This window comes from Thiothrix sp. UBA5583, from assembly GCA_002425225.1.
Lineage (GTDB): Bacteria > Pseudomonadota > Gammaproteobacteria > Thiotrichales > Thiotrichaceae > Thiothrix > Thiothrix moscowensis.
In genome coordinates this window covers 65,922-91,327 of the sequence record DILV01000036.1, presented here as the reverse complement: position 1 = coordinate 91,327, position 25,406 = coordinate 65,922, and the positions used below count along the sequence as shown (strand labels likewise).

Genomic DNA, 25,406 nt, shown 5'->3' with positions numbered 1-25,406 from the left:
CCACGGGAAATCCCAAAGAGCCAACGTTTTGCCGTAACCTTTCAGCAGTTTCGGCAGGTTCTCCAGCAAAATGCGGTTACTGGCTGTTTTGGTGTCACGCATGTTGACAGGAATTTTTCCAATACCTTTGTATGACACTATTTTATACGTATGTTTATTAGAAATAAGTGTCGGCACAAGAATTTCCAGCATCTTTTTACCAGACTGATCTTCGACAAGAATTTCAAAATGCATCAATCAGTCTCCGTTTTATTTCCCGGTAATTTTTTTGAATCCAAATAGTCGCTATACCACAAGCCACCTAAAGGCAAACCTTCTTGAACCATGCTTTTAACTAAAGAGTCATCACTAGCACGACGTATAACTGAAAAGCCATCCATCCCTTTTTCTAAAATCCAGACTTCTTCTGGACTTAATGCATCTACAAAGTATGGTTGGTGAGTAGTAATAAACACTTGTGAACCACCTTTGCGTCCAGTTGCATGTTTACGAAACTCATTGGCCAATGTTTCCAGTAGCTTATGATATAAGCCATTTTCCGGCTCCTCAATACATAAAAAAGGAGGGGGAGATGGATCTTCTAATAACAATAAATATGCAAAAACCTTTAATGTTCCATCTGACATCTGCATTTGTGAAAATGGCTTAGAAAAGCCTTTGTTCTCAAAGAGTAAATAGAGATTTTTGGATATTTCATCACGATGAGTGCTTATTTTGCCAATTCCAGGAATTTTTTCAGCAATCTGATTCAATACTATTTGGAAGCGTTTTGGATGATCACGCTCCATGAATTGAACGACATTACTCAGGTTGTCACCGTGAATATTCAAATGGCGTTGAGGGCCACTCCTAGCAATTGAACGAGCGGCATCCGGTGTAAAATAGCTCAAATACCAACCTTCAACAAAGTCTCGGAAAGCAGAAATACGTGGATGTTGCCTTAACGATGCAAGGGTTGCAAGTCCTAGGCGTCTTTTATCCGTTAATTCAACAACCTCCGTTTCTGAGCTTTCTTCTTGTCTAATAGGCTCTCCAGATTTATCTAATCCCAAAAACTCCAGCAAATCTCTCAATTTCGCATCTTCAGTCGCCTCATCAACCTGGCGGCCTTCTGCCTCTCCTTTCCAAACAATGCCTTTTCCCTCATTAAGAATCAAGAATGAAAACGGCCTTCCATAATCCTGACCACGTCTTCTCTGTCGTAATCGTTCTCTTTTAACATAGGGTCTACTATCATTATCAAGATCAATCTCTATCTCAAATGTTATTGGGCGTGCCTTACCGTCTTGCTTATAATAAATCTCGAAACTAATACCACCTCCCTTTCCTTGAGAGTGGATCTTCTCATATCCTCCTCTACCTCGCATGTCACAAGCTTCTTCAACTCCCATTCTCAAACAGTCAGCCAGAAAACCGAAAGCGTCAAATAGTGAGCTTTTTCCAGTACCATTTTTACCAATTACAACTGTCATCGGCGTAAGGGGATCAGCATCCTGAGCATTCCATAGTTTGCCAAGAGTGACATCTTTTAATCCCTTAAAATTTTTGATGCGGATGCCTTGTATCATTGCCATAAAGTTTACTCCTTATTAATTCCAAGGCTTTGAAGTTTTGACAGGCTCAATGCAAAGCTGACAGCCTGATCGACTTCCAGCAGTTTGTGCGCTGATAGCGTGGTAATCAAAGCCCCCAACTTACCCTTTTGCACTGTCTGGATGTGGTCGAAATTGATGGCACATTCACGCGGCATACCGTCTTCTACGCCCAATGCCACTTCGCTGGGAATGTCGCGGATGGTGGTGGTAATCGGGGCGATGGTCACTTCACCCAAATACGGGATAATGTCAGAGCGCAGCAAAATCATTACCGGGCGGCGTTTATCCGGCTCCTTGAAGGTGTACCAACGAATTTCGCCACGCTTCATTCCTCACCCCACGCCTGTTCTTCCTCCCACACTGAAAATTCGTCCGGGGCAACAGGATGGCGCAAGTAGCCAGCACGGTGTTTTTCCACCAGTTTGCGTTGATGGTAGAGCGCGATTGCCATGCGCAAGGCTTCACGGGTGAATGCAGAACGGTTGGTGTGGCTTTCCTGTACAACCTGATCCAGTTCTGTCACCAAATCGTCATCGAGGGTCATTTGCAAGGTTCGCATAGTGGTTTCCATGTGGGTAATTATAGCTATATTAGCATGGGTTCACGGAATCGCCACGCCCGCCAACACCTTGCGCACCACCGCATTCGCATCCACGCCTGCTGCCCGTGCCGCATACCCCAGCACCAAGCGATGGCGCAATACATCCGGTGCAATGTCGATAATGTCGTCCGGCACGACGTATTCACGCCCGCGCAGGTACGCCAAGGCACTGCTGGCTCGCAGCAGCGCAATCGACGCACGCGGCGACGCGCCTACCTGCAAATAATCTGCCCATGCCGCATCAAATTGCCCCAAATTGCGGGTAGCCCCGACCAGCGCCACAATGTACCGCTCCAATTCCGTCGCAACGTGAACCTCGGCGACTTCACGCCGTGCTTGCAACACTTGTTGCGGGTGCAAGGGCGAATGCAGCATCGGTTTATCCGCGCCGTAATGCCGCGCCCGGTCGCGTTGCAAAATCAGCAATTCGTCATCAGCCGTGGGGTATTGCAGTACCACATGCAGCAAAAAGCGATCGAGTTGCGCTTCGGGCAAGGGGTAAGTGCCGCTTTGTTCCAGCGGGTTCTGCGTCGCCATCACGATGAAGAGTTCGGGCAAGGGGCGAGTCACCCCGCCGACGGTAATCTGGTGTTCCTGCATGGCTTCGAGCAGGGCGGATTGCACTTTGGGCGGAGCGCGGTTGATCTCATCCGCCAGCACGATTTCGTGGAATAAGGGCCCTGCGACAAAGCGGAACGTGCCGTGTTGCGGCTCGAAAATATCCGTCCCGGTCAAATCCCCCGGCATCAAATCCGGCGTGAACTGGATGCGTTGGAAGCTGGCGTGAACACCGCTGGCAAGCGTGGTGACGGCGGTGGTTTTCGCCAGACCGGGCAGGCTTTCCAGCAGGATATGTCCGCCCGTCAGCAAGGCAATCATCAGGCGGTCGAGCAGGGCGGCTTGCCCGACAATCACCTGTTCGAGATGGGAGCGCAGTTGCAGGAATTCGGGTTGGGTTTGCACGGTTACTCCTTGTTAAATGCCAGCGCAACCCACGCGCCGGAGAGCAGCATTGCCACAATCACCCAGATGCGCCTGCCCGAACAGCAGGGTGTAGCGCAACCCACGCGCCGGAGAGCAGCATTGCCACCCCGACCAGCTAGAAGGTTGCATCCAAGCCTTGCGCCCATTGTGCCAGCAAGTCCATGTGTCAATCAGCGTGCAATATTGACCACCGTTCAGCGTGCAATATTGACCAGCACTTTATGCCTATCCGATGGCTTTCTTGCGCTGTTTGAAGCGGAACGAATCGTTGCCGGTTTCGATGATGTCACAATGGTGGGTGATACGGTCGAGCAAGGCTGAGGTCATTTTGGCATCGCCAAACACTTGGCTCCACTCCGCGAATGACAGGTTGGTGGTAATGACCAGCGAAGTGCGCTCATAGAGTTGGCTGACCAGGTGGAACAGCAATGCGCCACCGGCTTCCGGGAAGGGCAAGTAGCCCAACTCATCGAGGATGAGGGCATCAAGCTGGACGAGTTGGCGGGCCAGTGCGCCTGCCTTGCCCGCGCGTTTTTCCTGTTCCAGGCGGTTGACCAGATCGACGGCATTGTGGAACCGTACCCGTTTGCCCTGATGGATGGCAGCCACACCCAAGGCGGTGGCAAGGTGGGTCTTGCCGGTGCCCGTGCCACCGACAAAAATCAGGTTGTGTGCATCCGCCATGAATTGGGCGGTGGCAAGCTGTTCCATTTGTGCCTTGGCTACCCGTGATTCAGACCAGTCGAAGCCCGCCAAATCCCGGTGGATGGGGAATTTGGCCACGTTGAGCTGGTAGCGCAGGCTGCGGGTTTGGCGGTCAATGGTTTCGGCGTCAATCAGGCGTCGCAGCCAGGCTTCGGGGGTTGTCGGCTGGCGGGTACGTTCGGCACCGAGTTCGCCCAGTGCTGCCGCCATGCCATACAGGTGCAGGGTTTTCAGTTGGGCGGTCAATTCAGGCAACATGGGCCACCTCCCGCAGACGGTCATAACGGCTGCAATCGGCCTGGGGTTCGAGTGTCAGGCGCAAGGCTTCCGGTACGTGGGCAGGTTCAGGCGGGCGGGGTGGTGAAGCCAGACGGTGGACATGGTTAAGGATGACCGCTGCGGAACACGTGCCAGCCTCCAGTGCCAGGGCGCAGGCGACTTCCACCACCTCAGCCCCATGCCCACGCATGGCCTGCAATACCTCCACGAAGGCACGATCCCCCTTGGGCTGTTTGAGCAGGCGGTCACGCACGCTGGCAATCGGGGTGGGCAGTTGCCATTGCACAAAGGGTGCGCCATTGCGCAGTGCACCCGGCTTGCGCTCCAGCACCGGCACATAATGCCAAGGGTCAAGCACCAAGGTGTCACGGGCAAAACTGCGGACGTGGCGTGCCACTTCCACCCCATCCGCCACCACCACGATGGCATCGGCGTAGGCACGCAGGCTGGCCCGTTGCCCCGCATATGCCGCTGGCACGCTGTAGCGGATACGGTCATAAGCCGCCAGGCAGGTGGAGGAAACCCGTACCGGCTGCTCAACATAGCCATCGAAGCAGGCACTGGCCGGGCGCAAGTGGGCTTGTTCCTGGGCAAACACCTCCGCCACGGTGTGTTCCTTCATCTGCGGGTGTGGGCGTTGTGCCAGCTCCCGGCAACGGGCTTCCAACCACGTATTCAGCGCTGCCAAGTCAGCAAACTTCGGTGTCGGTGTAAACAACCATTCCCGCACATTGCCAACCTGGTTCTCCACCTGCCCCTTTTCCCAGCCAGATGCCGGGGTGCAGGCCACTGGCTCGAACAGGTAGTGGTTGGCCAGGGCCAGAAAACGCCGGTTGAACTGCCGTTCCTTGCCGCTGTAGATGCAATCCACAATCGTCCGGGGGTTGTCGTAGACCATCCGTTGCGGTACGCCACCCAAAAAGGCGAATGCCCGCACATGGGCATCCAACACCATCTCCTGTGATTCACGTGGGTACGCCACCAGGAACATCTAGCGGCTGTGGGCCAGACGGAAGTGCGCCAGTTTGAGGGTTTGTGTGACACCACCCAATACCACCAGCTCATGGCTCCAGTCGAACTGGCAGGCATCGCCGGGGGCAAACAGCAGTGGCACAAATGCCGTCCCCACTGCGGCATTGGGGCGTGACCCTTTCCAGCGTTTCACAAAACGTTGCACGCTGTCATACGCACCCAGGTACCCTTCCCGTTGCAAACCTTCGTACAGGCGCTGGGCGCTGCGCCTTTGCCGTTTGGGCAGGGCACTCTCCTGTTCCAGCCAGGTGGTGAGGGTGGACTCGAAATCCCCCAGACGCGGGCAAGGCTGTACGCTGCGCCGGTAGGCCGGTTCAGTTTCTGCCTTGAGGTATTTCCTGACGGTATTCCGCGACAGCTTCAAATCGCGGGCTATCCCACTGATGCTTTCCTGCTTGACCAGTTTGCGGCGGCGGACTTTGCCGATGGTTTCCATGCATAACACTCCAAGTTGCTCCAGACCAAATGCTGGATGATGGCACATACCGGGGGTGGTCAAATTTGGACGCTGATTCCTCCGGTTCCTTGGTCAGTTTTACACGCTGATTTACAACGACGGGCAGGTGTTGACCATTGGCAATGTCACGGCACAAGTGCTGTATACGCCGGGGCATACCGCCGACAGCATTTGTTTGTTAGTTGCCGATAACTGCCGCAGTGCTGAACCGTGGTTTTTGTTGAGCGGGCATACGTTTCAACAAGCTGCTGACCTTGCCGGGGCATGTGGAAATCTTCCCCGGAGCGCAAGCGGGTAGTGTGTGCGGGGCGGGTATTTCAGGCAAACCGTCTTCCACGATTGCGTTTGAAAAGCGGTTTAATACCGCACTGGTGGCGGATAAAGGGGAATTTGTAGCGGCGATTTTAGGAAACTTGCCGCCACAACCTGAAGGTATGGCAGAAATTATTCGACAAAATGTGATTGCGTAATCCAAACGTGGCAAGATTGCGAAATCACAATAGCAACGAGTCACTGCGCCATTACAGCACGTTCCATACTCACATTGCTCCCATACCCAGTGTATAACCCAAACCCAACACGGCGCACACGCCGATCACTTTCATCACATCCACCTTGTATTTCCACAGCGCGACAAATGCACCGATTGCGACCACTACGGCGAACCATTCAAACGGTGCAATAAACGGGGTTGCTGATGTGGCTTTGGGGAAAAAGGTATGCCACGCGAAAAACACTGCCAGATTCATGATTACGCCCACCACCGCAGCGGTAACGCCTGTCAACGGCGCGGTAAATTTGAGGTCATTGCGTGAACTTTCTACGATTGGCCCCGCCGATAGAATAAACAGGAAGGATGGCAAAAAGGTAAAAAAGGTTGCTACCGCAGCCCCGGCAAAACCGGCGGCAATCGGGTTGGCAAACACCTCCTTGGTGACACCACCCAGATAGCCTACCCAGGTGACGACCATGATCAACGGCCCTGGAGTCGTTTCACCCAATGCTAGGCCATCCATCATTTGCGCCCCGGTCAACCAGCCGTACTGTTCCACCCCGCCCTGATACACATAGGGCAACACCGCATACGCCCCGCCAATGGTCAGGAAGGCTGCTTTGGTGAAGAAACTGCCCATGTCATGCAGGGTCTGCTGCCCACCGATAGCCAGCATGGTTAGCCCCCAAATGGCAACGAACACCGCAATCGTCACCCCCAGTTTTCCCCATGAAAAGCGGGCGTGTGCTGGGGTTGGAGTGTGGTCATCAATCACCGCCGCGCCGTATTGCTTGTCGGACGCACCATGCCCGCCGCCGCCTTTGAACTTGTCGGGCATGACTTTACCGCCGATGACACCGAGCAGGGCTGCCACTGCCACAATCCACGGGAAACCGACATCAAACACAAAGATGGCGACGAAAGCGGCAGCGGCGATTGCCCACAGCACACTGTTTTTCAACGCCTTCGAGCCAATTCGCCATGCGGCAAACAGCACAATCGCCACCACGGCGGGTTTTATGCCATAGAATAAACCTTGCACCAGCGGTACATCGCCCCACGCCAGATACACCCCAGCCAACACTGACAGCAGCAAAAACGCAGGCATAAAGAACAAGATCCCTGCCATAATTGCGCCCGTCACACCATGCATCAACCAGCTAATGTAAATCGCCAATTGGATCGCTTCCGGCCCCGGCAAGATCATGCAGAAATTCAGCGCGTGTAAAAAACGGTGTTCCGAAATCCAGCGTTTCTTTTCCACCAAATCGGTGTGCATCAGCGCAATCTGCCCCATCGGGCCACCAAAGCTGATGAAACCGAGTTTTAGCCAGTAAAAAAATGCCTGCCCCAGTGTCGGGGCTTGTGGCGCAGCCTGTGGTGTGTCGCTCAAAGGGAATCCTCCTGTAAAGAAAAAGCGCAATAATAATCGTCGAGTAGCTGCCCGCCTTCCGCCAGCAGCACATCATCATTCGGGGAGCGGTGTTTCAAACCTTTCAGCAGCACCGCGAACCCGGCGGCTTCCGGCGCATTGCCGCCCACATCCAGCGTATGTACCAGATGCGCCAAGCGTTGCAGCCCAATATTCTGAGCCAGTCCGAAACTGTGCAGCAAGGTTTCAAACGTCACGTAGCGCCCAATGTGGCTAAAACGCGCCCCGTCAAAATCGAAACCGAGCGCGTCAGCGGGGCAAACGGCGGTATTTTCCAACCACAGGAATTGCGCTTGCGGGTCAATGAAACGCTGGATCAGCCATGCCGAAGCGAGGCGATCTACCCACAAATCGCGGCGGGTTGCCCATGTTTTGCCTTGGAAATCGGTAAGGGTAAGCCGCTCCGGTTCGCCTTGCTGAAACGCGGGTTCGGCGCATGTCAGCCGCCCGCGCAATGCTGCTTCTGTGGTATGCAAACGTTCGTATGCGGTGACTTGCAACGGATGTGGGAAATAATCGGTGTCGGTAATGGCAGCGAGCCGTTTACTGAGGTTTTTTAGTTGTTTGCGGGTAGCAGCAAGATCGGTTGCCAGCGGGTCAAATTGCGCCAGGTCATCCAGCCACGCGCTGTATTCGGCACTGCGATCAAACAATGCGGGGAAACTGTCGGCTTGTTGCGCATCGGCTTGCAGTGCCAGCACCCACGCCTCGCCGCCCGATTTGTGGGTGTCTTCGGCAATGCCGTCAAACCGTGCATGGGTATCAGGGCGTGAGGGCAACAGCCACACGCCATCCCGCAGGCTGGCACAACCAAGGGTTTTTAATGCCCGCCAGATGCGCATTCGTGCCGTGGCGTTTTCGGTGGGCAGGGAAATAATGAGTAATAACCAATCCATTTATTTATAGTAACAAGCTCTACAATAAAGTTACAACCATAACTTAAATTATGACTCTCATTGTGAGCTTTCCTTGTGAGTAAAAAACATGCTGAGTTCGTGGCTATACAGGCTTGGGGATATTGTCTCGTGCTCGTTCCCTAGTTATCGGTAGGGGATTCTGGTAGACCCTCGTTAAATGCCATAGCCTTCCTATCTGATCGAATACAAAGGAAACAGTATGTTGTTGTCGCTAGCTGCTATTGTGGTGGGTCTTGCTGTGTTGGTGTGGAGTGCCGACAGATTTGTCGAAGGTGCTGCCGCCACGGCAAAACATTTGGGGATGCCATCCTTACTGATTGGGATGGTGGTTGTCGGGTTTGGTACTTCTGCCCCGGAAATGACGGTATCCGCCTTTGCCGCGTGGGAGGGCAACCCAGCGTTGGCGTTAGGCAATGCTTATGGTTCAAATACACTGAATATTGCCTTGATCCTGGGGATAACCGCCGTGATTGCAGTGATCGCGGTGCATTCCGATATTGTCCGCAAAGAAATGCCGATTTTGCTGGCGGTTACGTTACTGTCAGGCTTACTGCTGTGGGATAAGGAGATCAGCCGTGGGGATGCCGTGATCCTGCTGGTGGTTTTTTGCGGGATTATGGGGTGGTCTATTTATACGGCGATGCGCGGGCGGCAGGATGCCTTGTCAGCCGAGGTGGAAGAGGAGTTGACGAGTCACCCGATGACCTTGAAAACAGCATTGGCATGGTTGGCTATCGGTCTATTACTGTTGATTATTAGCTCACGGGTGCTGGTATGGGGTGCTGTTGAAGTCGCCCATGCCTTGGGGGTTAGTGATTTGATTATTGGTCTGACGATTGTCGCACTCGGTACCTCACTGCCGGAACTAGCTTCCTCCATTGCGGCTGCCCGCAAAGGTGAGTCAGATTTGGCACTGGGCAATATTGTCGGTTCCAACCTGTTCAATACCTTGGCAGTGGTGGGAATTGCCGGTGCAATTGCACCCATTGCAGTTGCGGATGAGGTGCTGACCCGTGATTTCCCGGTGATGCTGGCAGTCACCGCAGGCTTGTTCATTATGGCCTATGGCTTCAAAAAGCCGGGGCATTTGACCCACTGGGAAGGCATTCTGCTCTTGAGTGTGTACATGGGGTATACGGGCTGGTTGTTTTTTGAGGTGGTTGGATAATCCACTTCCTGTCAGCAACCGATCGTCATGACAGCTCGACCTGTACGTCAAACTGGCTGAGGTAATCTCCAGTTTGATCATGGCGGCGTTTTCTCACTAATAACGTTGATGTAAACACGATAACATAACCCTAACAACACCAAGCACCACACAGCAAAGCCGACCCACACGATCAGTAGTGAAATCCACTGCAACGGTGGAAATTCCGCCGCCAAACCCAGCCGGAAACTGGCAACTGCGTACATTCCCAGCGGAAACACCATGCTCCACATCGCAGGCTCGTAGCGCAGCGGGTAACGTCTCACCCCGTGTTTCCACACCCCGAAGATCACCAGCATCGGAATCCACCAAGTTGCCCATGACCACAACAGCATCGCCACACCGTCAATAAACGGGTGCAGGGCTTGTAAAAAACTCAAGGGCGTCGAGGTTTGCAACAACACCGTTCCGGCATTCACACCGGATGCTGCTGCCCCCATAATGACCCACAACAACGGCGAGGTATCTTCCGGCTGAAACCGCTGAAAGAAAATTCGGTAGCAAAATAAGGTGACGAAAATCCCGTACAACACCAACCCCAGCAGCCACAGCAAATGCACTTCCACCAGCATATAATCGGTGTAAATGCCCAAATCTGGCGCAATCATCACCCCCTGCAAAACCAGCGATTGCGTGGCAATAATTGAAGTCAACCAATCGCCATGCACCACATTCACGGTATGCGGATGCGTCAAAAATGTCAGCACGCTAAAGCTCAGGTACAACAGTAACGACCACACCACAAACGCGAATACCCAACACGCCAACGCCAACTGTGGGTAGCCGTGTTGATGCAGCAAAATGCCCACCACATTGGTCGACACCACCAACGTAAAAAACGCAAAGACTCGCCGGATATTCAACAAGTCGATTTTCACCGCTTGTGGGAAACGCCACAAACGCCATGCACTCAAGCCCAGCATCGTGACCCATGCGAGCAATGCAGCCACGAATAGCCCCTCCGCCAGCAGCGTCTGCCCGATCATGTCGAAGGCAATGCTCAAAATGCCGCTTGCCATTGCCACCGCAAAATAGCCGGGCGGCAAGCCTTCCAGCCAGCGCAGGGTATTGTTATTTTCTGAATTGGTTGTATTCAATGTGGACTGTATTCCCAAACTGTGATCTGTTGGAATCCGATGATAACTCACCGCTCCGTCAGCAACGCATACAACTGCGGCAATTTCTGCGGCAGCTCTTCCGCTTTCTTCACCAGCACCCAGCCGTTTTGCCCAAACAAACGCGGCAAGTAATCTTCCGCCCTGTCATCAATGGTGACGCAAAACGGTTTCAAGCCCTTGCGCCGCGCTTCCTGTAACGCCATGCGCGTGTCTTCCAACCCGTAACGCCCTTCGTAAATGTCGAGGTCATTTGGCTTACCATCGGTCAGCAGCAACAGCAGTTTTTGCTGCGACGGCTCGGCTTCCAGCAAGTGCGTAGCGTGGCGGATCGCAGCCCCCATGCGGGTGTAATAGCCCGGTTGGGTAGCCATAATGCGCCCGTGTACTTGCCCGTCGTAGCGTTCGTTGAAACTTTTCAGGTGGTAAAGGCGTACATTCTGGCGATTAACCGACGAAAAACCGTACAGAGCGAAACGGTCACGGGTCGCTTGCAGGCTTTCCGCAAACAGGATCAGCGCGTCACGCACTACGTCCACCACCCGCGCCTGATTGCTAACCCAACTGTCGGTGGACATCGAAAAATCCGCCAGTAACAGACACGACAAATCGCGCCCTTGTTCGCGGCAATCGCGGTAGACCATCGGCATATCGACTTGCCCGCGCTGGCGTTCGGTGAGGTGGAGGATGTAACTGTCGGTGTCGAGTTCTGCACCGTCTTGCTGGTGGTTACGCCATTCACGGCGCGGTTGCAGGGCTTCAAAACGGCGGCGTAGTTGGCGGGCGGGGGCTTGCAAATGGGCGGGCAGTGCGAGGTCTTGCGCCCCACGCGGCAGCATGATTTGCAGGCGGCAATGGTCGGGGAGCAGGCGTTGCTTGCGGCAATCCCATTCGGGAAGCGGAATGCCTTCGCCTTGCGGAATGTCGTCGTATTCGGCGTTGGGCAAATCCAGATCCAGTTTGATTTTACGGGCACTGGTTTTACGATCACGCGCTACGGTAATGACATCCATATCGTCGGCAGCACGAGTGGCATCGTCGTTGTCGCCTTCGTCACTGGTGCGGTCAACGGGGGTGTATTCTGTCCATGAAAATAGGCTTTCGAGGCGGAATAGTAATAAGCCACTGCTGCCATCGGGCATATCGGTACGTTCGGCACGTTGGCGTTTGCAACTGGCGGCGGGGGCTTGGCTGTTGGGATTGGGTTCGGGCGGCGCGGGTTCTGCCAAGGAAACGGGGGTGCTTGCTGCTGGGCTGTTGGGCGCAGGAGTCAGTTGCAAGGGGAGTTCGGTGGCTTCAGGGTGGAGGATTTGCCATGCAGTGAGGAGGCGTTGGTAACGGGATTTTGTAGAGGCGTATTGCATACACCCTGCTTCGCTCCCTAACACCGTTAGCCACAAATACAGTTCGCGGTTGAGTTCACGCTGCGGGAACAGCGCAATGCTGTCGGGTAAATTCAGGCTGTCGGCATCGCGCCATGCGGCTTGTGTTTTTAGCCCTGTTCCGGCAATGCGTTGCATCAGGGTACGCGGTGCATGGCTTTCGACAGCGGTGCTTGGGCGGATTTGCAAACCCGCATCGCCACCCAAAGCACGTAACACAATGCCAAGGGTTTTGCGCATGTCGTCCAAATCAACCCGTGCTTGTGGGTAATCATGGGTTACACTGCGCGTTACCCACTGATGCCAAACTTTACCAACCCATTCTTCCATTGTTAGTCTTCACTGTATGAAATTTGATAATTACACCCTGACTGTTTTGCACCGCTCGCCGCTGTTTCGCGCCCTTGAACCCGATCAGTTCAATGCCTTGGTGGATACGGCGCATTTGTATACCTTGAACGAAGGCGAATTCCTGTTTCGGCAAGGCGACCCGCTGAACGAGGTGTTCATCAACATCAAGGGCTTTATGAAGTTGTTTCGCCTTACCCCGAATGGCGATGAGAAAGTGGTGGACATTATTGCGCCCAGTAGCAGTTTCGCCGAAGCGGTGTTGTTCATGGGCGGGCGGCAGTATCCGGTACACGCGGTGGCACTCAAACCCGCCATTGTTGTTGGCATCCATGCGGCGCAATACGAACAGATACTGCGTTCTTCCATCGACCTGTGTTTTGGCATGATGGGGTTGATGAGCCGCCGGATGCACTGGTTGCTGAACGAAGTTGACCGTTTGACGCTGCATAATGCTACTTTCCGCCTCGTAATTTGGTTGCTGGAAATGCGCTGCAATGACCCTGCTTGTGACCGCATTGTGCTGGATGTGCCCAAACATGTGGTGGCTTCGCGCCTGTCGATCAAGCCGGAAACATTTTCGCGCATCCTCAAACGACTCGTCAGCCAAGAACTGATTGCGGTGAATGATCAGCACATTACCTTGCTGGACGTGGCGGCGTTGGAAGCGTTGGTGCGTGTGGAGCTTTAGGCAAAAAACGCCTGTACCACTTCCATCAAGGCTTCCACCGTTTCGGGGTCATCGCTCAGCGGCTCGACCAGTGCGGCGCGGCAGGCGGCGAGTGGCTCGAAACCGTCTTGCATCAGGGTAGCGGTATAAACCAGCAAACGGGTGGAGGCGGATTCTTCCAGATCGTGTTCTTTCAGCACGCGCAAGGCATTTGCCAGCTTGACTAATTGCACGGCAAGTTTGGTGTCTACCCCCGTTTCTTGCGCCACGATGCGGGTTTCAACGTCGGGTTTGGGGTAGTCGAAACGCAACGCCACAAACCGCTGACGGGTGGAGGGTTTCATGCCCTTGAGCAAATTCTGGTAGCCGGGGTTATAGGACACTACCAGCATGAATTCGGGCGGAGCGTGCAAGGTTTCGCCCGTGCGTTCGATGGGGAGGATGCGGCGGTTGTCGGAAAGCGGGTGCAAGATCACGGTGGTATCTTTGCGGGCTTCTACCACTTCGTCCAGATAGCAGATTGCGCCTTCCCGCACGGCACGGGTTAAGGGCCCGTCGTTCCAGTAGGTTTCGCCATCGCCAATCAGATGCCGCCCGACCAAATCCGCCGCGCTTAAATCGTCGTGACAGGCAACCGTGTACAGCGGCCTGCCGAGTTTGGCTGCCATGTGTTCGACAAAGCGGGTTTTGCCGCAACCCGTGGGGCCTTTCAGCAAAACGGGCAATTGGCGGCGGAAGGCGTGTTCAAACAACGTCACTTCTTGGGCTTGCGCTTGGTAGTGGGGGATGGCGACTGCCATTACAATTCCACCTGCACATTAAATTGGCTGAAGAATTGCGCCGTCACAAAATCCATCGTGCTGATATGCTGTTGCAGCCATTCGCGCCAATGGTGGATGTAGTCCTGCAACAGCGCGGTATCACGCTCGCGTAACCATTGCTGTTGCACGCCCAACAATTGCAGCAACGCCGTCTCGTGTTCGCCCTGATGGCAGGGTGTGGCGAAGAAATCATATTCGTGCATCAAGCGTTCTTCGCGGGCAAAATGCGCCTTGGTGTGTTCCACCCATGCCGCGATTTGCGCGTCGATGTTGGCAGGGTCAGCAGCATTGCCGAGGTCTGTCAGCAAGCGTGACACCAGTGCCAATTCATCGCTATGCACTGCGTTCATAAACGGCATTGCCACGTTCGGCAAGGCATTCCAATCCGCAGCATAAAGTTCTGTGTAAGCCATTGTCATACCCTTTGAAGTCAAGCATGGCGCAAGGTTAGGGCATGGGGGCGTAGGGGGCATTGATTCAGGTCAAGTAGGGAACTTGCTCACACCCGCACCTTTTGCCACCGCTTTGGCACGTTCGCCATCCACCCATTGCAGCAATGTAACGCCACTGGCGTGTGCCTGCACCTTGTCACACGCATCAATGCAGCTATGGCATTGGGTGCAAGTGAACATATTGCGCTTGATGGTACGTGGTTTCAGGCGCATGGGGCAGGCATGTTCGCAAGACGCATCGCAATCGCTACACAACTTGGCACGGGGGCTATCGAACCCGACCACCAAGGCTTTGCGGTTTGCCATCCAGATAAAACTTTGTGCAACCCCAAGGGCGCAACCGAAACGGCAAAACAAATGCCGCGCCAAGGTAAATTCAAGGGTGAGCAAGACTGTGCCAACCCCAATAAACAAGGCTTGGTTGCGGGTCAGCGACAGTGTTAGCAAGTTCGTGTAAATGTCTGCGGGTGGCAATAAATACGTCAATAGCACTACTGCCCACACCAAGGCAATGACAACAGCAGCCCCCAATGTTACAGGCCAATACCACGGGTTACGCGGGCGGTGTGTACCATCCGCTTGCTGTTGCGGCAATGCCTGCTTCTCCCACAAGCTGGGTTTGCCAGAAGCACGGCGCATTAAACCGTTGAGCAATTCCACCATCGCAAAATGCGGGCATAGCCAACCGCAATACAAACGCCCGTATTTCCATGAAATCCAGCCACCCACGCCGACGACCAGAAAAATCGGCAGGAATATGCGCAAGAAAATACTGCCCACCATGTCGATGCCGTCACTTTGCGCCGTAAAACCCAGCCGCCACGGTTCACCCAGCAAGAACAGGTGATTGACGGTCAGATCAAACCGGAACACATCCAGCGGCGGGGCAAGTACAAACAAAGCAAAAAAAGCCACGCGGGCTAACAAACGGTAATGTTGCATATTGAGTATTCGCTATTCCTGTCCCTCCCCTGACAAGGGGAGGTTAGGGGGGGGTGTTACGCTGCTTGAACCTTACGCTCCGGCAGGAAACTCAGGATAAACAGAATGACCCCGACCAAGAACACCAGCCCAGACACTTCGCGCATCCAATAGAACAGGCTGATTTTTTCCTGCACCACCATAAAGGCTTGCGGCACATCGCTGTAACGTTGCAGGTAAACTTGCAGAATGCCCGCGCCCGTCAGGAACAAGGTGATGAACACCATGGACACCGACATTAGCCAGAACGACCACATTTCTAACACCTGCTTGGCATTGCTTTTGGCTTGTTGCCCATGCATGAGCGGCCATGCAAACGAGATAATGGTCAATACCACCATCACATACGCCCCGAAGAAAGCCATGTGACCGTGGGCGGCGGTAATTTGCGAACCGTGGGTGTAATAGTTGACGGGAGCAAGTGTGTGCAGGAAACCCCAAACGCCCGCACCCAAAAACGCCAATACTGCCGTACCCATTGCCCACAACACGGCGGCTTTGTTAGGGTGTTCGCGCTTGCGTTTATTGATCACATTAAAGGCAAACAGCGTCATAATGAAAAATGGAATCGGTTCAAGTGCCGAGAAAATCGACCCCCACCACTGCCAGTACCCCGGCGCACCAATCCAGTAAAAGTGATGCCCTGTACCGATAATGCCGGTAATCAACGCCATCGCAATGATCACATACAACCATTTTTCAATCACTTCGCGGTCAACACCGGTGACTTTGATCAGCACGAACGCCAGAATGGAGGCTAAAATCAGTTCCCACACACCTTCTACCCACAGATGCACCACAAACCACCAGTAATATTTATCCTTCACCAGATTATCGGGGTTGTAGAACGAGAACAGGAAGAACACTGCCAAACCCACCAAACCCGTCAGCAAGACGATAGTCACCACCGTTTTGCGCCCAGTCAGCACGGTCATTCCAATGTTGTAGAGGAACGCCAAAGCGACCACGACAATGCCGATTTTGGTAATGGTCGGTTGTTCGAGGAATTCGCGCCCCATCGTCGGCAGCAAATCATTGCCGGTTATTTGCGCCAAGGTTGCATAAGGCACGGACAGGTAGCCAATCACGGTTAACGCCGCTGCCACCAGAAATACCCAAAACATCAGCACGGCGAGTTTCGGGGAATACAGTTCACGCTGTGATTCTTCCGGCACGAGGTAGTAAGCCGCGCCCATGAAACCCATCAACAACCACACGATCAGCGAGTTGGTGTGCACCATCCGCGCTACGTTAAAGGGAATTTCCGGGAACAGAAAATCGCCCATGACATACTGCAAGCCCATGATGAGACCAAACAGCACTTGTGCCAAGAACAGCCCGATGGCAGCCATAAAGTACAGCTTCGCGACCGACTGAGATTGATATTGCATGATACGTCCTCCTTAACCCTGAATGTTTGGTGGCCAGTTTTCGGTATTGATTTCACTGGTGTATTTCAGGAATTCAACAATCTCGTCCAGTTCTGCGTCGGTAAAATTGAATTGCGGCATACTGCGACGACCGGGGATGCCTTCCACCGGGCGGCTACGAATAAAGGCTTTGATCGCCTCCTTGTTTTCGCCGAAACGCTTGTAGACATTGCCCAGTTCGGGGGCGAAATACGCACCTTCACCCAGCAAGGTATGGCAGCCGATGCAGTTATTGCGTTCCCACAAGCGTTTGCCTGCGGCAACCTGTTCGGTAAGGTTTTGATGGTTGTCACGCGCAGGCCAAGCCTGATGCGTGTCGAATGTCAGGGCAAGAAAGAGCAGTAGGAAAAACGCCGAGCCGCCGTAATAAATATTTCTCGCCATGCTTTTGGTGAAAACTTCTTGCATGGTGTGAGTCCCTCCGTAAAAAAGTGTTACGGAAGGAGGGTAACGAAACCCCGTGCGTGTCAACCTTGATTCAGGTCAAGTACAAAAATGCGACTGAAACATATGAACCGCATGATGGTGACGGCGAAAGTGGCGACTGGTCTGGTGTAAAGCGTGCATCTGGGCGTAACCCCACGTTGTCGGCTATATTCTGCATTTAGCTATTAAGGATGAACGGATGACCAAGATGACCAGACTGCTTCGGCGGGTATGTGTGCCGGTGCTGCTTTTGCTGGGAAGTTACGCCCATGCGGTCAGCGAGTTTGTCGGCATCAACACCAATGAGGCCACGCACTTCGATGCCAGTGTGCCGTTTGCCGATCTGTTCCGTACTTCCGAACCGTTCCGCGAAAGTCCGCTGAGCAAGGGCAATGTCACCTACGATGCGCAAGGTTGGGTCAGTCACCTTAATGGTGGGCAGGCGGGGACGTATTTTGCCCGCTGGTTGCCGTTCGATACCCTGCCGCGCGGCAATTACACCGTGCGTTACGATGGCAAGGGCAAACTGGCGTATGTGGAAAGTGCCCAACTGGTTGCCAGTGAACCGGGACGTGATGTGATTACGTTCGTGCCTGACCGCAACAAGGAAATTTCCGCCGGATTGGTGATTCAGCAATCCGACCCGGCTGATCCGGTGCGCAATATCCGTATTACCTTGCCGGGCGGGATTTGCCGGGGCAATCCGTTTGAGCGGGTAGAAAGTGCCAATGCCTGCGGTGGCTCATTTCTGGCATTTGAGGATCATGCGCAGGAGATCGTGTTCAACCCGGATTTCCTCCAGTTCATGCGGACGTTTCGCACCATCCGTTTCATGGGCATGAGTGGCATTACCCGCAACCCGGAAGAATCCTGGGCGCAACGCCCCAACATGCAGGAAGCCACCTGGGGTGGGCGCGAAGGCTCACGTGGTGTTCCGCTGGAAATCATGGTGATGTTGGCAAATACCCTCAATGCCAATGCCTGGTTCAACCTGCCGCATCAGGCAGATGATGATTATGTGCGCCAGTACGCGCAATACGTGCAGGCCAACTTGCGCCCTAGCCTGAAAGCCTATGTGGAATACAGCAACGAGGTATGGAACAGCGTATTTTCCCAAGCACAATACGTGCAGCAAATGGGTTTGCGCGAAAAGCTGGATAGCCAGACGCTGTACGCGGGGCTGAAATATTACGCCAAACGCAGTCGCGAGATTTTCCAGATTTGGGAACAGGCGTTTGGTGGCAAGGGGCGGCTGGTACGGGTCTTGAGTGGTTGGGCAGGCAATCCGGCGGTTACGCCCGTCATCCTCAAGGCTGCTGACGTATACCAGCATACCGATGTGTTTGCGCTTGCTCCTTACTTCTATGCCGACCAACGCACGCTGGAGCAGGCGCAAGGTGTGGATGATGTATTCAGCATGATGGAAAGTGACCCGCATTATTCGATTGACAAGGTTTTGCAGGCACTCGACAAGCACGTGGAACTGATGAAGCCTTACAACGTCAAGCTGGTGGCCTATGAAGGCGGGCAACATCTGGTGCATTATGGAACCAAATCTCTCAAGCAGCCACCCAACCCCTTGTTGCTGGCAGCCAACCGCGATCCACGCATGGAACAGGCTTATATCCGCCTGTTGCAGGGGTTCCGCAAGGTAGGGGGCAGTTTGTTCATGGCATTCTCTGCTCCACGCATCAACGGACATTTCGGCTTCTGGGGTATCAAGGAACATATCAACCAGCCGTCGGCGCAAGCACCAAAATACCGGGCATTAATGCAGTTCTAAGCTAGAATCAGCAGGATTGTTTGAGTGTCCAGGAGTTTGCAATGAAATCCTTTTACAGGCTTTGGTGGGTTGTCTTGATGGGCTTGTGGCTATGCTGTGCAGGCGTGGTGCAGGCAGCAGGCCCCGAAGTGGCGATGGATAGCCTGAAAATCGTCACAGCATCTGCGGTTAAAATGCATGTTGCCCCGGCAACCAATGCCCCGCTGGTCAATCGCCTCAAGCTGGGGATTGTGGTGCGGGCAACCCGCCGTACCCAGAATGAGGAGCCGGTCGGCATGATGCGTGGCTACTGGTATTTTGTGACAGCCGAAAGTACCAGTGGCTGGGTATTCGGTGGTTTGCTGCGGGATTTTACCCCTGACAAGCAGGAAGCCATTTGGGTAAAACTGGCGAAAGAACGTTCTACCAATAAAAACCTGCAATTTGCGGACTACGCAGATACCTATGGTTTCGTTTCCAGCATCCTGCCCAAGGTCAAAACCAAAGGGCCAGGGATTGAGCTGGAATTCAACCGCCTGATTGTGTTGCAGCGTTCGCTTGACCTGATCAACTTCGAGAATGAAAAGAAAGCGCCGTTCAGCCGCTGGCTGGATCTGCGCAAGGCAGAGATTTTCCATGACGAAATTTCCGGGCGCTGGCTGGTTCCTTCAGTAGTGTACTGGAAACTGGCTGATCAGGTTCCCAATACCCCGTTGGGCGATGAAATTGCCCGTTTTGCTTCCAGTGCCCCGCAAGGTGGTGAGTGTGAAGGCGACATCACCTGTGTATTGGCACGTTCCATGATGACCGAAGGCGAATACCTGAAGCGTTACCCGAACGGGCGTTTCGCCGCTGACGTGATCAAGGAAGCAGGCGAGGTGATGACTTATGTGCAACAGGAGTTACGTAACCAGCCGAACTACTTCCGTCAGTATGGCGATGCAAGTACCGGGCGGGTGTTGCAGGATTACCTGAAAGCGGTTGGCAGCAGCAAAGCCAACGGCGCTGCCCAATTGCTGGGGCAATTGCAGGATATTGAAGCACGCTATCGCGCTCGTTAGCAGCAACCACCTTCCCCCTTTGCGGGGGAAGGTTTGGAGCTGAAGAGTAATTCCGAGCCTTACTCTTCACTCATGCCAGACATGCCAAGAATGTTCCAGCCGCCATCCACATAGGTGATTTCACCGGTCACACCCGAGGCGAGGTCGGATGACAGGAATGCAGCTACATTGCCCACTTCTTCGATGGTGACATTGCGGCGCATTGGGGCGTATTTCTCGAAATGATCCAGCATTTTGCGGAAACCAGCGATACCCGCCGCTGCCAAAGTGCGGATCGGGCCTGCGGAAATAGCATTCACACGGATGCCTTGCGGGCCGAGATCAGCAGCCATGAAACGCACAGCAGCTTCCAGACTGGCTTTGGCCATGCCCATCACGTTGTAGTTGGGGATGGCAGACACAGCACCCAGATAGCTCAGCGCCAGCAGGGAGCCGTTGCGGCCTGCCATCATGGGCTTGGCGTAACGTGCCATTGCTACAAAGCTGTAGGCGCTGATGTCATGGGCAATTTGTGAGCCTTCACGGGTAGTGTTGTCGACGATGCTACCAGAGAGTTGCTCTTTTGGTGCGAATGCAATGGAGTGGATGACGATATCGACACCATCCCAATGTGTGCCGAGTTCCTTGAAGGCAGCTTCGATGCTTGCATCAGTCGCTACGTCGCAATGGATGACAATGCTGGAACCGAATTCCTTGGCGGTTTTTTCTACCCGTGTTTTCAGTTTGTCATTCTGATAGGTGAAAGCCAGTTCCGCGCCTTCGCGGTGCATGGCTTCAGCAATCCCGTAAGCGATGGAACGGTCACTTGCGATGCCCGTGATCAGGGCGCGTTTGCCAGCGAGAAAACCCATGTGAACTCCTTGAATTGTCCAAAATAACCGATGGGGGTTAAAGTCTACAGGCTGCACCCGCCACGGTGTTAATGCTATGCTTTCCTAAAATTCACCAGTATACACGAACAACATGCAAAAACGACTGACAGCCAGAGACTGGGTTCTCTATTCCCTCATCACAGTATTAATCCTGCTGCTGCTTTTGGTTATGTACCAGATTGACCGGCAATGGCTGCGTCTTGCGGAAATGCAAACGGCGATGCAGGAACAGGCCAGGGACATGCGCGAATTGCGGGCTGCCGTCACCTCCGGGGCTATCCGTACCCAGACCAGCAGTACGGAACCCGGCAAACCAGCCGTTGCCGCTGCTTTCCAACGCGCCCAGGCCATGACGGAACAGGAAGGCTACGCGCAGGGCGACTGGAGCGTGAATGCATTTGGTGGCAACCTGAAAACGCTTACACCACTGATTTCGATGGATGCGGATTCCTCCACTGTGCAAAGTTATGTGTTTGAAAGTCTGATTACCCGCAACCCCGCAACCCTTGGCTGGGAAGGCTTGATTGCCAAAAGCTGGCAGGTCAGTGAGGATGGTCTGGTGATTACCTTCCAGATGCGTGATGACGTAACCTTCTCGGACGGCAAACCGCTGACGGCGGACGATGTGGTGTTTACGTTCAACTTCATCATGACGGAAGCCATTAAGGCTCCACGTGAACGGGCGTATCTGGAGAAAATCAGGGAAGTGAAGGCCAACGGTAAATACGAGGTGGTATTTACCTACAAGGAGCCGTATTTCGAGGCACTGGAACTGGCAGGTAGTTTGAGCATTTTACCCAAACATTTCTACGAAGCGTATTTGCAGAAACTGCAGGAGTTCAACGAATCCAAAGGTTTGCTGCTGGGCAGTGGCCCTTACCGGATGCCAGACCCTAAGGGCTGGACACCGGACAAGGGTAATGTGGAACTGGTGCGCAACGAGCGTTACTGGGGGGATGTACAGCCTTCCTACAACCGTATCCTGTGGAAAATCATCCAGAATGACAGCGCACGGCTGACCACCTACCGCAATGGTGAAATTGATGCCTACGGTGCGCGGGCTACCGAATACCTCAAACTGAAAGAAGATGCCCAGATCATGGGCAAAAGCCATAATTTTGAATACATGCCGCCCGTGGTAGGCTACAGCTACATTGGCTGGAATCAGGAACGTGCGGGCAAGCCGACCCGTTTCGCTGACAAGCGTGTGCGTCAGGCGATGACCTACCTGACGGATGTACAACGCATCATCAAGGACATTCACCTGAATTACGCTGAGCCTGCTGTCAGCCCGTTCAGCAATACCAGTAAACAGCATGACAACAGCCTGCAACCTTGGCAGTACAACCTGGAAAAGGCGCAAGCACTGTTGAAGGAAGTCGGCTACGAAGACCGTAACGGTGATGGCGTGCTGGAAGACAATGCCGGGCAGCCGTTTGAATTCAAACTGACTTATTTTGAGGCCAACGAGGATTCCAAACGCATGGTGCTGTTGCTCAAGGATCTCTACGCCAAGGCTGGGGTCAAAATGGAACCTTTCCCGCAGGAATGGCCGGTCATGCTGGAGGCCATGCAAAAGAAAGACTTTGATGCCATGACCATAGGCTGGACGAGCGGGATCGAGACCGACATTTACCAGATGTTCCACAGTTCGCAAGCCAAAACGGGTGGTGATAATTCCATTAGCTACAAGAACCCTGAACTGGACAAGCTGATTGACCAAGCGCGTGCTACCGTGGATGAAACCAAACGGATGCCATTGTGGCAGCAGGCGGAACGTATCTTGTATGAAGACCAGCCTTATACTTTCCTGATGCGCCGCCAGACGCTGGCGTTTATCGACAAGCGTATCCATAACCTGCAAATGACCAAACTGGGCTTGAATCGGGGATTCCAGCCAGTGGAAACCTATGTGCCAACCACCCTGCAAAAATACCAGCAATAAGCGGGAGTTACGGGCATGTTGACCTACCTTTTGCGCCGCTTGCTGTTGATGCTACCGACTTTGTTGGGGATTACCATCGTGGTGTTTTCGGTGATGGTGATGTCGCCTGGAGGGATCAGTGCGCAGACGCTGGTGGAAGGCTCGGACATGAAACCGCAGGAAAAGCAGGCATTGCTGGACTATTACAACAAGCGTTACGGGCTAGATCAGCCGCCGCCTATCCAGTATTTGCGCTGGCTCAACAATGTTTCACCGGTTGGTTTCACCCAGGATGAAGAAGGTGCTTATACAGGCTTTTCTTTCAGTAAAGGCATGGATTTGGGAATCAGCTTCATGTATGGGCGACCGGTGGGGGAAATCCTCGGGGAACGCATTCCCATTACCTTGTTGCTGAATGTGATTACCTTGCCGCTGATTTATGTGATTGCGATTGTACTGGGGGTGAAAGCGGCGACTGACCGGGGCGGACGTTTCGATGTGGGTTCCAGTGTGTCGATGCTGGCGCTGTGGTCTGCGCCAACCATGTTGGTGGGGGTGCTGCTGCTGGGATTCTTTGCCAATGTGCAGTATGTGCAGTGGTTTCCAACGGCGGGGATTTCCAGCCGCGCAGCGCAGGACATGCCGTTTTTGCCGCACTGGGATTCGCTGTGGGATGTCTTGAAAGTCTTTGGCTGTATGTCGCTGGGCATGGTGCTGGCAGTGACGGCTGTCCGTTGGGCAAGACTCAGTGTGTGGTGGCTTGGCAGCTTGTTGCTGTGTGGTGGTGTTACCGGGATTGCCTTGGGAATGCAGTTTGCCGGGGATGGCTTTGTGCGCGGTTTTCTGTTTGACCGACTGTGGCATCTGTTTTTGCCAATCGTTTGCCTGTCTTATGGCGGGTTTGCAGCGTTGGCAAAGCTGACCCGGACTTCGGTACTGGAAAACCTCCATGCCGATTATGCCCGTACTGCCCGTGCCAAGGGTTTGGCAGAGGAAGATGTGTTGTGGAAGCATGTATTCCGCAACAGTTTGCTGCCGCTGATTACCGTGTCTGCCGGGCTATTGCCCAGTTTGCTGGCTGGCTCGCTGATTGTGGAAAACATTTTCAGTATCAACGGGATGGGACAACTGGCGGTGGAGGCGGTCAAAGGGCGTGACCGTGAGATGGTGTTGTCGATTACCTGGGTAAGCGGGTTTCTGACGCTGGTGGGTTATCTGATTGCTGATTTCTGTTACACGCTGGTAGATCCAAGGGTGACGTATGACTAAGCATGTGGTAAGCCGCGAGTCTTTTTCCCGTCGTATCTGGCTTAAGACCTGGCAGGGCATGGGGGTCAGGTTTGCATTTGCATGGATTGCGGTGCTGGTGTGCATGGGGGTGTTTGCTCCATTTCTTGCCAATTCCATGCCGTTGCTGATGAGCAAGGGGGGCGTGATTTCTGCTCCGGTGCTGGCCTACTTGACCCGTGAAGATGTGGTGGTATTGGGCATGTTTGCGCTGGCGGTGATGCTGGTTCTGGTTCCGTTGGGTGTAGGCAAGCGGGTTGTGCTGTTTGTGCTGGGTACGGCGTTGGTAACAATAATGGTCAACCTGTTACTTAAACCGCCTGCCGTGATGATTTATGACCAGTTCCGCTCCCCGACTTATACCGAGGCGGACTGGCGCATCATGCCGCCGATCCCGTATGCACCACAGGATTATTTGCGGGATTTCGGTCAAACCGGGCTGGAAGCGCCACTGGAAGCCGCTGACCGTATCCATCTGATGGGGACTGAGGAAAATGGGGCAGATGTATTTAGCCGCATGATCCATGCTTCACGCATTGCCCTGAGCATTGGTCTGATCGCCACGGGGATTGCCCTGGTGATTGGCATCGTGTTGGGGGGGCTGATGGGGTATTTTTCCGGGGTGGCGGACATGTTGGGAATGCGGCTGGTGGAAATTTTCGAGTCGATCCCGACCCTGTTCCTATTGCTGACGTTTGTGGCATTTTTTGGGCGTAGCCTGTACATGATGATGATCATTATCGGTATCACCAGTTGGCCAGGTTATGCACGCTATGTGCGGGCGGAATTTCTCAAGTTGCGCAAACAGGAATATGTACAGGCAGCGGTTGCCAGTGGCTTGCCGTTGTCTTCCATCCTGTTCCGCCACATGTTGCCGAACGGGGTCGCGCCGTTGCTGGTCGGGGTCAGTTTCGGGGTGGCTTCGGCAATTCTGGCAGAAGCAACTCTCAGTTTCCTAGGGCTAGGTTTGGTGGATGCGCCTTCCTGGGGGCAAATGCTGAATCAGGCGGTGAAATCCTCTACCTTCAACTGGTGGATGGCAGCTTTCCCCGGCGGGGCGATTTTCTTCACGGTGTTCGCCTACAACCTGATCGGGGAGGCATTCCGTGATGCGATTGACCCGCAACTGTCGCGCAAGGCAGGGGTGACAGCATGAGCCAGCCTTTGCTTGAT

At 53.9% G+C, this 25,406-nt stretch carries 24 protein-coding genes and 2 pseudogenes; 8 read left to right on the top strand and 18 right to left on the bottom strand.

Annotated elements, in window-relative coordinates; all coding sequences use genetic code 11:
• The 8 genes and pseudogenes from B2U47_RS15305 to istA all read right to left on the bottom strand — a co-directional run.
• Nucleotides 1-234, bottom strand: a pseudogene (locus B2U47_RS15305) (hypothetical protein); the annotation flags it as partial.
• A complete protein-coding gene (locus B2U47_RS15300) occupies nt 234-1,574 on the bottom strand; it encodes an AAA family ATPase (RefSeq protein ID WP_296679821.1) in 1,341 nt (446 codons plus the stop codon). The pseudogene B2U47_RS15305 and the gene B2U47_RS15300, both read right to left, overlap by 1 nt.
• 5 nt (nt 1,575-1,579) lie before the next feature.
• Nucleotides 1,580-1,924 (bottom strand): type II toxin-antitoxin system PemK/MazF family toxin, encoded by a 345-nt coding sequence (locus tag B2U47_RS15295; protein ID WP_296679823.1) that lies wholly within the window; start codon nt 1,922-1,924, stop codon nt 1,580-1,582.
• Entirely contained in the window at nt 1,921-2,154 is a 234-nt protein-coding gene (locus B2U47_RS15290) for a CopG family ribbon-helix-helix protein (protein WP_296679825.1), read from the bottom strand. Before B2U47_RS15290 ends, B2U47_RS15295 begins: the two co-directional genes overlap by 4 nt.
• Nucleotides 2,155-2,196: 42 nt before the next feature.
• Nucleotides 2,197-3,159: an AAA family ATPase gene (locus tag B2U47_RS15285; protein ID WP_296679827.1), complete on the bottom strand. Its 963-nt coding sequence runs from the start codon at nt 3,157-3,159 to the stop codon at nt 2,197-2,199.
• Between the two features lie 12 nt (nt 3,160-3,171).
• Nucleotides 3,172-3,309, bottom strand: coding sequence for a hypothetical protein (locus B2U47_RS15280; protein WP_296679829.1), 138 nt, complete (start codon nt 3,307-3,309; stop codon nt 3,172-3,174).
• Nucleotides 3,310-3,405: 96 nt separating this feature from the next.
• A complete protein-coding gene (gene istB / locus B2U47_RS15275) occupies nt 3,406-4,143 on the bottom strand; it encodes an IS21-like element helper ATPase IstB (protein ID WP_296679830.1) in 738 nt (245 codons plus the stop codon).
• Nucleotides 4,133-5,641, bottom strand: a pseudogene (gene istA / locus B2U47_RS15270) (IS21 family transposase). Before istA ends, istB begins: the two are co-directional and overlap by 11 nt.
• Before the next feature lie 266 nt (nt 5,642-5,907).
• Between istA and B2U47_RS15265 the strand changes: the two are divergent.
• Nucleotides 5,908-6,123 carry a hypothetical protein gene (locus B2U47_RS15265; protein WP_296683786.1) on the top strand — a complete coding sequence of 72 codons (216 nt, stop codon included), beginning with the start codon at nt 5,908-5,910 and terminating at the stop codon, nt 6,121-6,123.
• Between the two features lie 69 nt (nt 6,124-6,192).
• On the opposite strand, the gene chrA is transcribed toward B2U47_RS15265, so the two are convergent.
• The gene (gene chrA / locus B2U47_RS15260; protein WP_296679834.1) at nt 6,193-7,539 is read right to left on the bottom strand and encodes a chromate efflux transporter; all 1,347 of its coding nucleotides are present in this window, start codon (nt 7,537-7,539) and stop codon (nt 6,193-6,195) included.
• Complete coding sequence (locus B2U47_RS15255) at nt 7,536-8,474, bottom strand: chromate resistance protein ChrB domain-containing protein (RefSeq protein WP_296679836.1); 939 nt, start codon at nt 8,472-8,474, stop codon at nt 7,536-7,538. Before B2U47_RS15255 ends, chrA begins: the two co-directional genes overlap by 4 nt.
• Nucleotides 8,475-8,694: 220 nt before the next feature.
• Here B2U47_RS15255 and B2U47_RS15250 point away from each other — a divergent pair, with 220 nt between their 5' ends.
• Entirely contained in the window at nt 8,695-9,663 is a 969-nt protein-coding gene (locus B2U47_RS15250; RefSeq protein WP_296679839.1) for a calcium/sodium antiporter, read from the top strand.
• 77 nt (nt 9,664-9,740) lie between these two features.
• Here B2U47_RS15250 and B2U47_RS15245 read toward each other — a convergent pair whose 3' ends face one another.
• Both B2U47_RS15245 and B2U47_RS15240 read right to left on the bottom strand, forming a co-directional pair.
• Nucleotides 9,741-10,799, bottom strand: coding sequence for a tellurite resistance/C4-dicarboxylate transporter family protein (locus B2U47_RS15245; RefSeq protein WP_296679841.1), 1,059 nt, complete (start codon nt 10,797-10,799; stop codon nt 9,741-9,743).
• Nucleotides 10,800-10,846: 47 nt separating this feature from the next.
• A complete protein-coding gene (locus B2U47_RS15240) occupies nt 10,847-12,529 on the bottom strand; it encodes a nitric oxide reductase activation protein NorD (protein ID WP_296679843.1) in 1,683 nt (560 codons plus the stop codon).
• 16 nt (nt 12,530-12,545) lie between these two features.
• Here B2U47_RS15240 and B2U47_RS15235 point away from each other — a divergent pair, with 16 nt between their 5' ends.
• Nucleotides 12,546-13,238: a Crp/Fnr family transcriptional regulator gene (locus B2U47_RS15235; RefSeq protein WP_296679845.1), complete on the top strand. Its 693-nt coding sequence runs from the start codon at nt 12,546-12,548 to the stop codon at nt 13,236-13,238.
• Here B2U47_RS15235 and B2U47_RS15230 read toward each other — a convergent pair.
• The 5 genes from B2U47_RS15230 to B2U47_RS15210 form a co-directional block, all read right to left on the bottom strand.
• A complete protein-coding gene (locus tag B2U47_RS15230) occupies nt 13,235-14,017 on the bottom strand; it encodes a CbbQ/NirQ/NorQ/GpvN family protein (protein WP_296679847.1) in 783 nt (260 codons plus the stop codon). The two genes, B2U47_RS15235 and B2U47_RS15230, sit on opposite strands and share 4 nt — an antisense overlap.
• On the bottom strand, nt 14,017-14,451 hold the full coding sequence (locus B2U47_RS15225; protein WP_296679850.1) for a bacteriohemerythrin: 435 nt from the start codon (nt 14,449-14,451) through the stop codon (nt 14,017-14,019). Before B2U47_RS15225 ends, B2U47_RS15230 begins: the two co-directional genes overlap by 1 nt.
• 69 nt (nt 14,452-14,520) lie before the next feature.
• Nucleotides 14,521-15,432 carry a 4Fe-4S binding protein gene (locus B2U47_RS15220; protein WP_296679852.1) on the bottom strand — a complete coding sequence of 304 codons (912 nt, stop codon included), beginning with the start codon at nt 15,430-15,432 and terminating at the stop codon, nt 14,521-14,523.
• Nucleotides 15,433-15,488: 56 nt separating this feature from the next.
• Nucleotides 15,489-16,862: a cbb3-type cytochrome c oxidase subunit I gene (locus B2U47_RS15215; protein ID WP_296679853.1), complete on the bottom strand. Its 1,374-nt coding sequence runs from the start codon at nt 16,860-16,862 to the stop codon at nt 15,489-15,491.
• 12 nt (nt 16,863-16,874) lie between these two features.
• A complete protein-coding gene (locus tag B2U47_RS15210; protein ID WP_296679855.1) occupies nt 16,875-17,309 on the bottom strand; it encodes a c-type cytochrome in 435 nt (144 codons plus the stop codon).
• Nucleotides 17,310-17,535: 226 nt separating this feature from the next.
• Between B2U47_RS15210 and B2U47_RS15205 the strand changes: the two genes are divergently transcribed.
• Together B2U47_RS15205 and B2U47_RS15200 are read left to right on the top strand one after the other, a co-directional pair.
• Nucleotides 17,536-19,110 (top strand): hypothetical protein, encoded by a 1,575-nt coding sequence (locus tag B2U47_RS15205; RefSeq protein ID WP_296679857.1) that lies wholly within the window; start codon nt 17,536-17,538, stop codon nt 19,108-19,110.
• Nucleotides 19,111-19,151: 41 nt separating this feature from the next.
• Entirely contained in the window at nt 19,152-20,150 is a 999-nt protein-coding gene (locus B2U47_RS15200; protein ID WP_296679860.1) for a hypothetical protein, read from the top strand.
• Between the two features lie 59 nt (nt 20,151-20,209).
• Here B2U47_RS15200 and B2U47_RS15195 read toward each other — a convergent pair whose 3' ends face one another.
• Nucleotides 20,210-21,001: an enoyl-ACP reductase FabI gene (locus tag B2U47_RS15195; RefSeq protein ID WP_296679861.1), complete on the bottom strand. Its 792-nt coding sequence runs from the start codon at nt 20,999-21,001 to the stop codon at nt 20,210-20,212.
• Between the two features lie 190 nt (nt 21,002-21,191).
• Between B2U47_RS15195 and B2U47_RS15190 the strand changes: the two genes are divergently transcribed.
• From B2U47_RS15190 to B2U47_RS15180, 3 genes are read left to right on the top strand one after another with little or no spacing between them, the layout of a single operon-like run.
• Nucleotides 21,192-22,967 (top strand): peptide-binding protein, encoded by a 1,776-nt coding sequence (locus B2U47_RS15190; protein ID WP_349675738.1) that lies wholly within the window; start codon nt 21,192-21,194, stop codon nt 22,965-22,967.
• A gap of 15 nt (nt 22,968-22,982) precedes the next feature.
• The gene (locus B2U47_RS15185) at nt 22,983-24,215 is read left to right on the top strand and encodes an ABC transporter permease (RefSeq protein ID WP_296679864.1); all 1,233 of its coding nucleotides are present in this window, start codon (nt 22,983-22,985) and stop codon (nt 24,213-24,215) included.
• Nucleotides 24,208-25,389, top strand: coding sequence for an ABC transporter permease (locus tag B2U47_RS15180; protein ID WP_296679866.1), 1,182 nt, complete (start codon nt 24,208-24,210; stop codon nt 25,387-25,389). Before B2U47_RS15185 ends, B2U47_RS15180 begins: the two co-directional genes overlap by 8 nt.
• Nucleotides 25,390-25,406: the final 17 nt, after the last annotated feature.

What these genes read in the sequence shown, in the direction of transcription:
- B2U47_RS15280 (WP_296679829.1), bottom strand. Translation starts at nt 3,309, where the DNA reads ATGCAACCTTCTAGCTGGTCGGGGTGGCAATGCTGCTCTCCGGCGCGT.
- B2U47_RS15220 (WP_296679852.1), bottom strand. Translation starts at nt 15,432, where the DNA reads ATGCAACATTACCGTTTGTTAGCCCGCGTGGCTTTTTTTGCTTTGTTT.
- B2U47_RS15180 (WP_296679866.1), top strand. Translation starts at nt 24,208, where the DNA reads ATGACTAAGCATGTGGTAAGCCGCGAGTCTTTTTCCCGTCGTATCTGG.
- B2U47_RS15210 (WP_296679855.1), bottom strand. Translation starts at nt 17,309, where the DNA reads ATGCAAGAAGTTTTCACCAAAAGCATGGCGAGAAATATTTATTACGGC.
- B2U47_RS15300 (WP_296679821.1), bottom strand. Translation starts at nt 1,574, where the DNA reads ATGGCAATGATACAAGGCATCCGCATCAAAAATTTTAAGGGATTAAAA.
- B2U47_RS15200 (WP_296679860.1), top strand. Translation starts at nt 19,152, where the DNA reads ATGAAATCCTTTTACAGGCTTTGGTGGGTTGTCTTGATGGGCTTGTGG.
- B2U47_RS15215 (WP_296679853.1), bottom strand. Translation starts at nt 16,862, where the DNA reads ATGCAATATCAATCTCAGTCGGTCGCGAAGCTGTACTTTATGGCTGCC.
- B2U47_RS15205 (WP_296679857.1), top strand. Translation starts at nt 17,536, where the DNA reads ATGACCAGACTGCTTCGGCGGGTATGTGTGCCGGTGCTGCTTTTGCTG.
- B2U47_RS15225 (WP_296679850.1), bottom strand. Translation starts at nt 14,451, where the DNA reads ATGGCTTACACAGAACTTTATGCTGCGGATTGGAATGCCTTGCCGAAC.
- B2U47_RS15185 (WP_296679864.1), top strand. Translation starts at nt 22,983, where the DNA reads ATGTTGACCTACCTTTTGCGCCGCTTGCTGTTGATGCTACCGACTTTG.
- B2U47_RS15295 (WP_296679823.1), bottom strand. Translation starts at nt 1,924, where the DNA reads ATGAAGCGTGGCGAAATTCGTTGGTACACCTTCAAGGAGCCGGATAAA.
- B2U47_RS15235 (WP_296679845.1), top strand. Translation starts at nt 12,546, where the DNA reads ATGAAATTTGATAATTACACCCTGACTGTTTTGCACCGCTCGCCGCTG.
- istB (WP_296679830.1), bottom strand. Translation starts at nt 4,143, where the DNA reads ATGTTGCCTGAATTGACCGCCCAACTGAAAACCCTGCACCTGTATGGC.
- B2U47_RS15240 (WP_296679843.1), bottom strand. Translation starts at nt 12,529, where the DNA reads ATGGAAGAATGGGTTGGTAAAGTTTGGCATCAGTGGGTAACGCGCAGT.
- B2U47_RS15250 (WP_296679839.1), top strand. Translation starts at nt 8,695, where the DNA reads ATGTTGTTGTCGCTAGCTGCTATTGTGGTGGGTCTTGCTGTGTTGGTG.
- B2U47_RS15230 (WP_296679847.1), bottom strand. Translation starts at nt 14,017, where the DNA reads ATGGCAGTCGCCATCCCCCACTACCAAGCGCAAGCCCAAGAAGTGACG.
- B2U47_RS15255 (WP_296679836.1), bottom strand. Translation starts at nt 8,474, where the DNA reads ATGGATTGGTTATTACTCATTATTTCCCTGCCCACCGAAAACGCCACG.
- B2U47_RS15195 (WP_296679861.1), bottom strand. Translation starts at nt 21,001, where the DNA reads ATGGGTTTTCTCGCTGGCAAACGCGCCCTGATCACGGGCATCGCAAGT.
- B2U47_RS15290 (WP_296679825.1), bottom strand. Translation starts at nt 2,154, where the DNA reads ATGCGAACCTTGCAAATGACCCTCGATGACGATTTGGTGACAGAACTG.
- B2U47_RS15190 (WP_349675738.1), top strand. Translation starts at nt 21,192, where the DNA reads ATGTACCAGATTGACCGGCAATGGCTGCGTCTTGCGGAAATGCAAACG.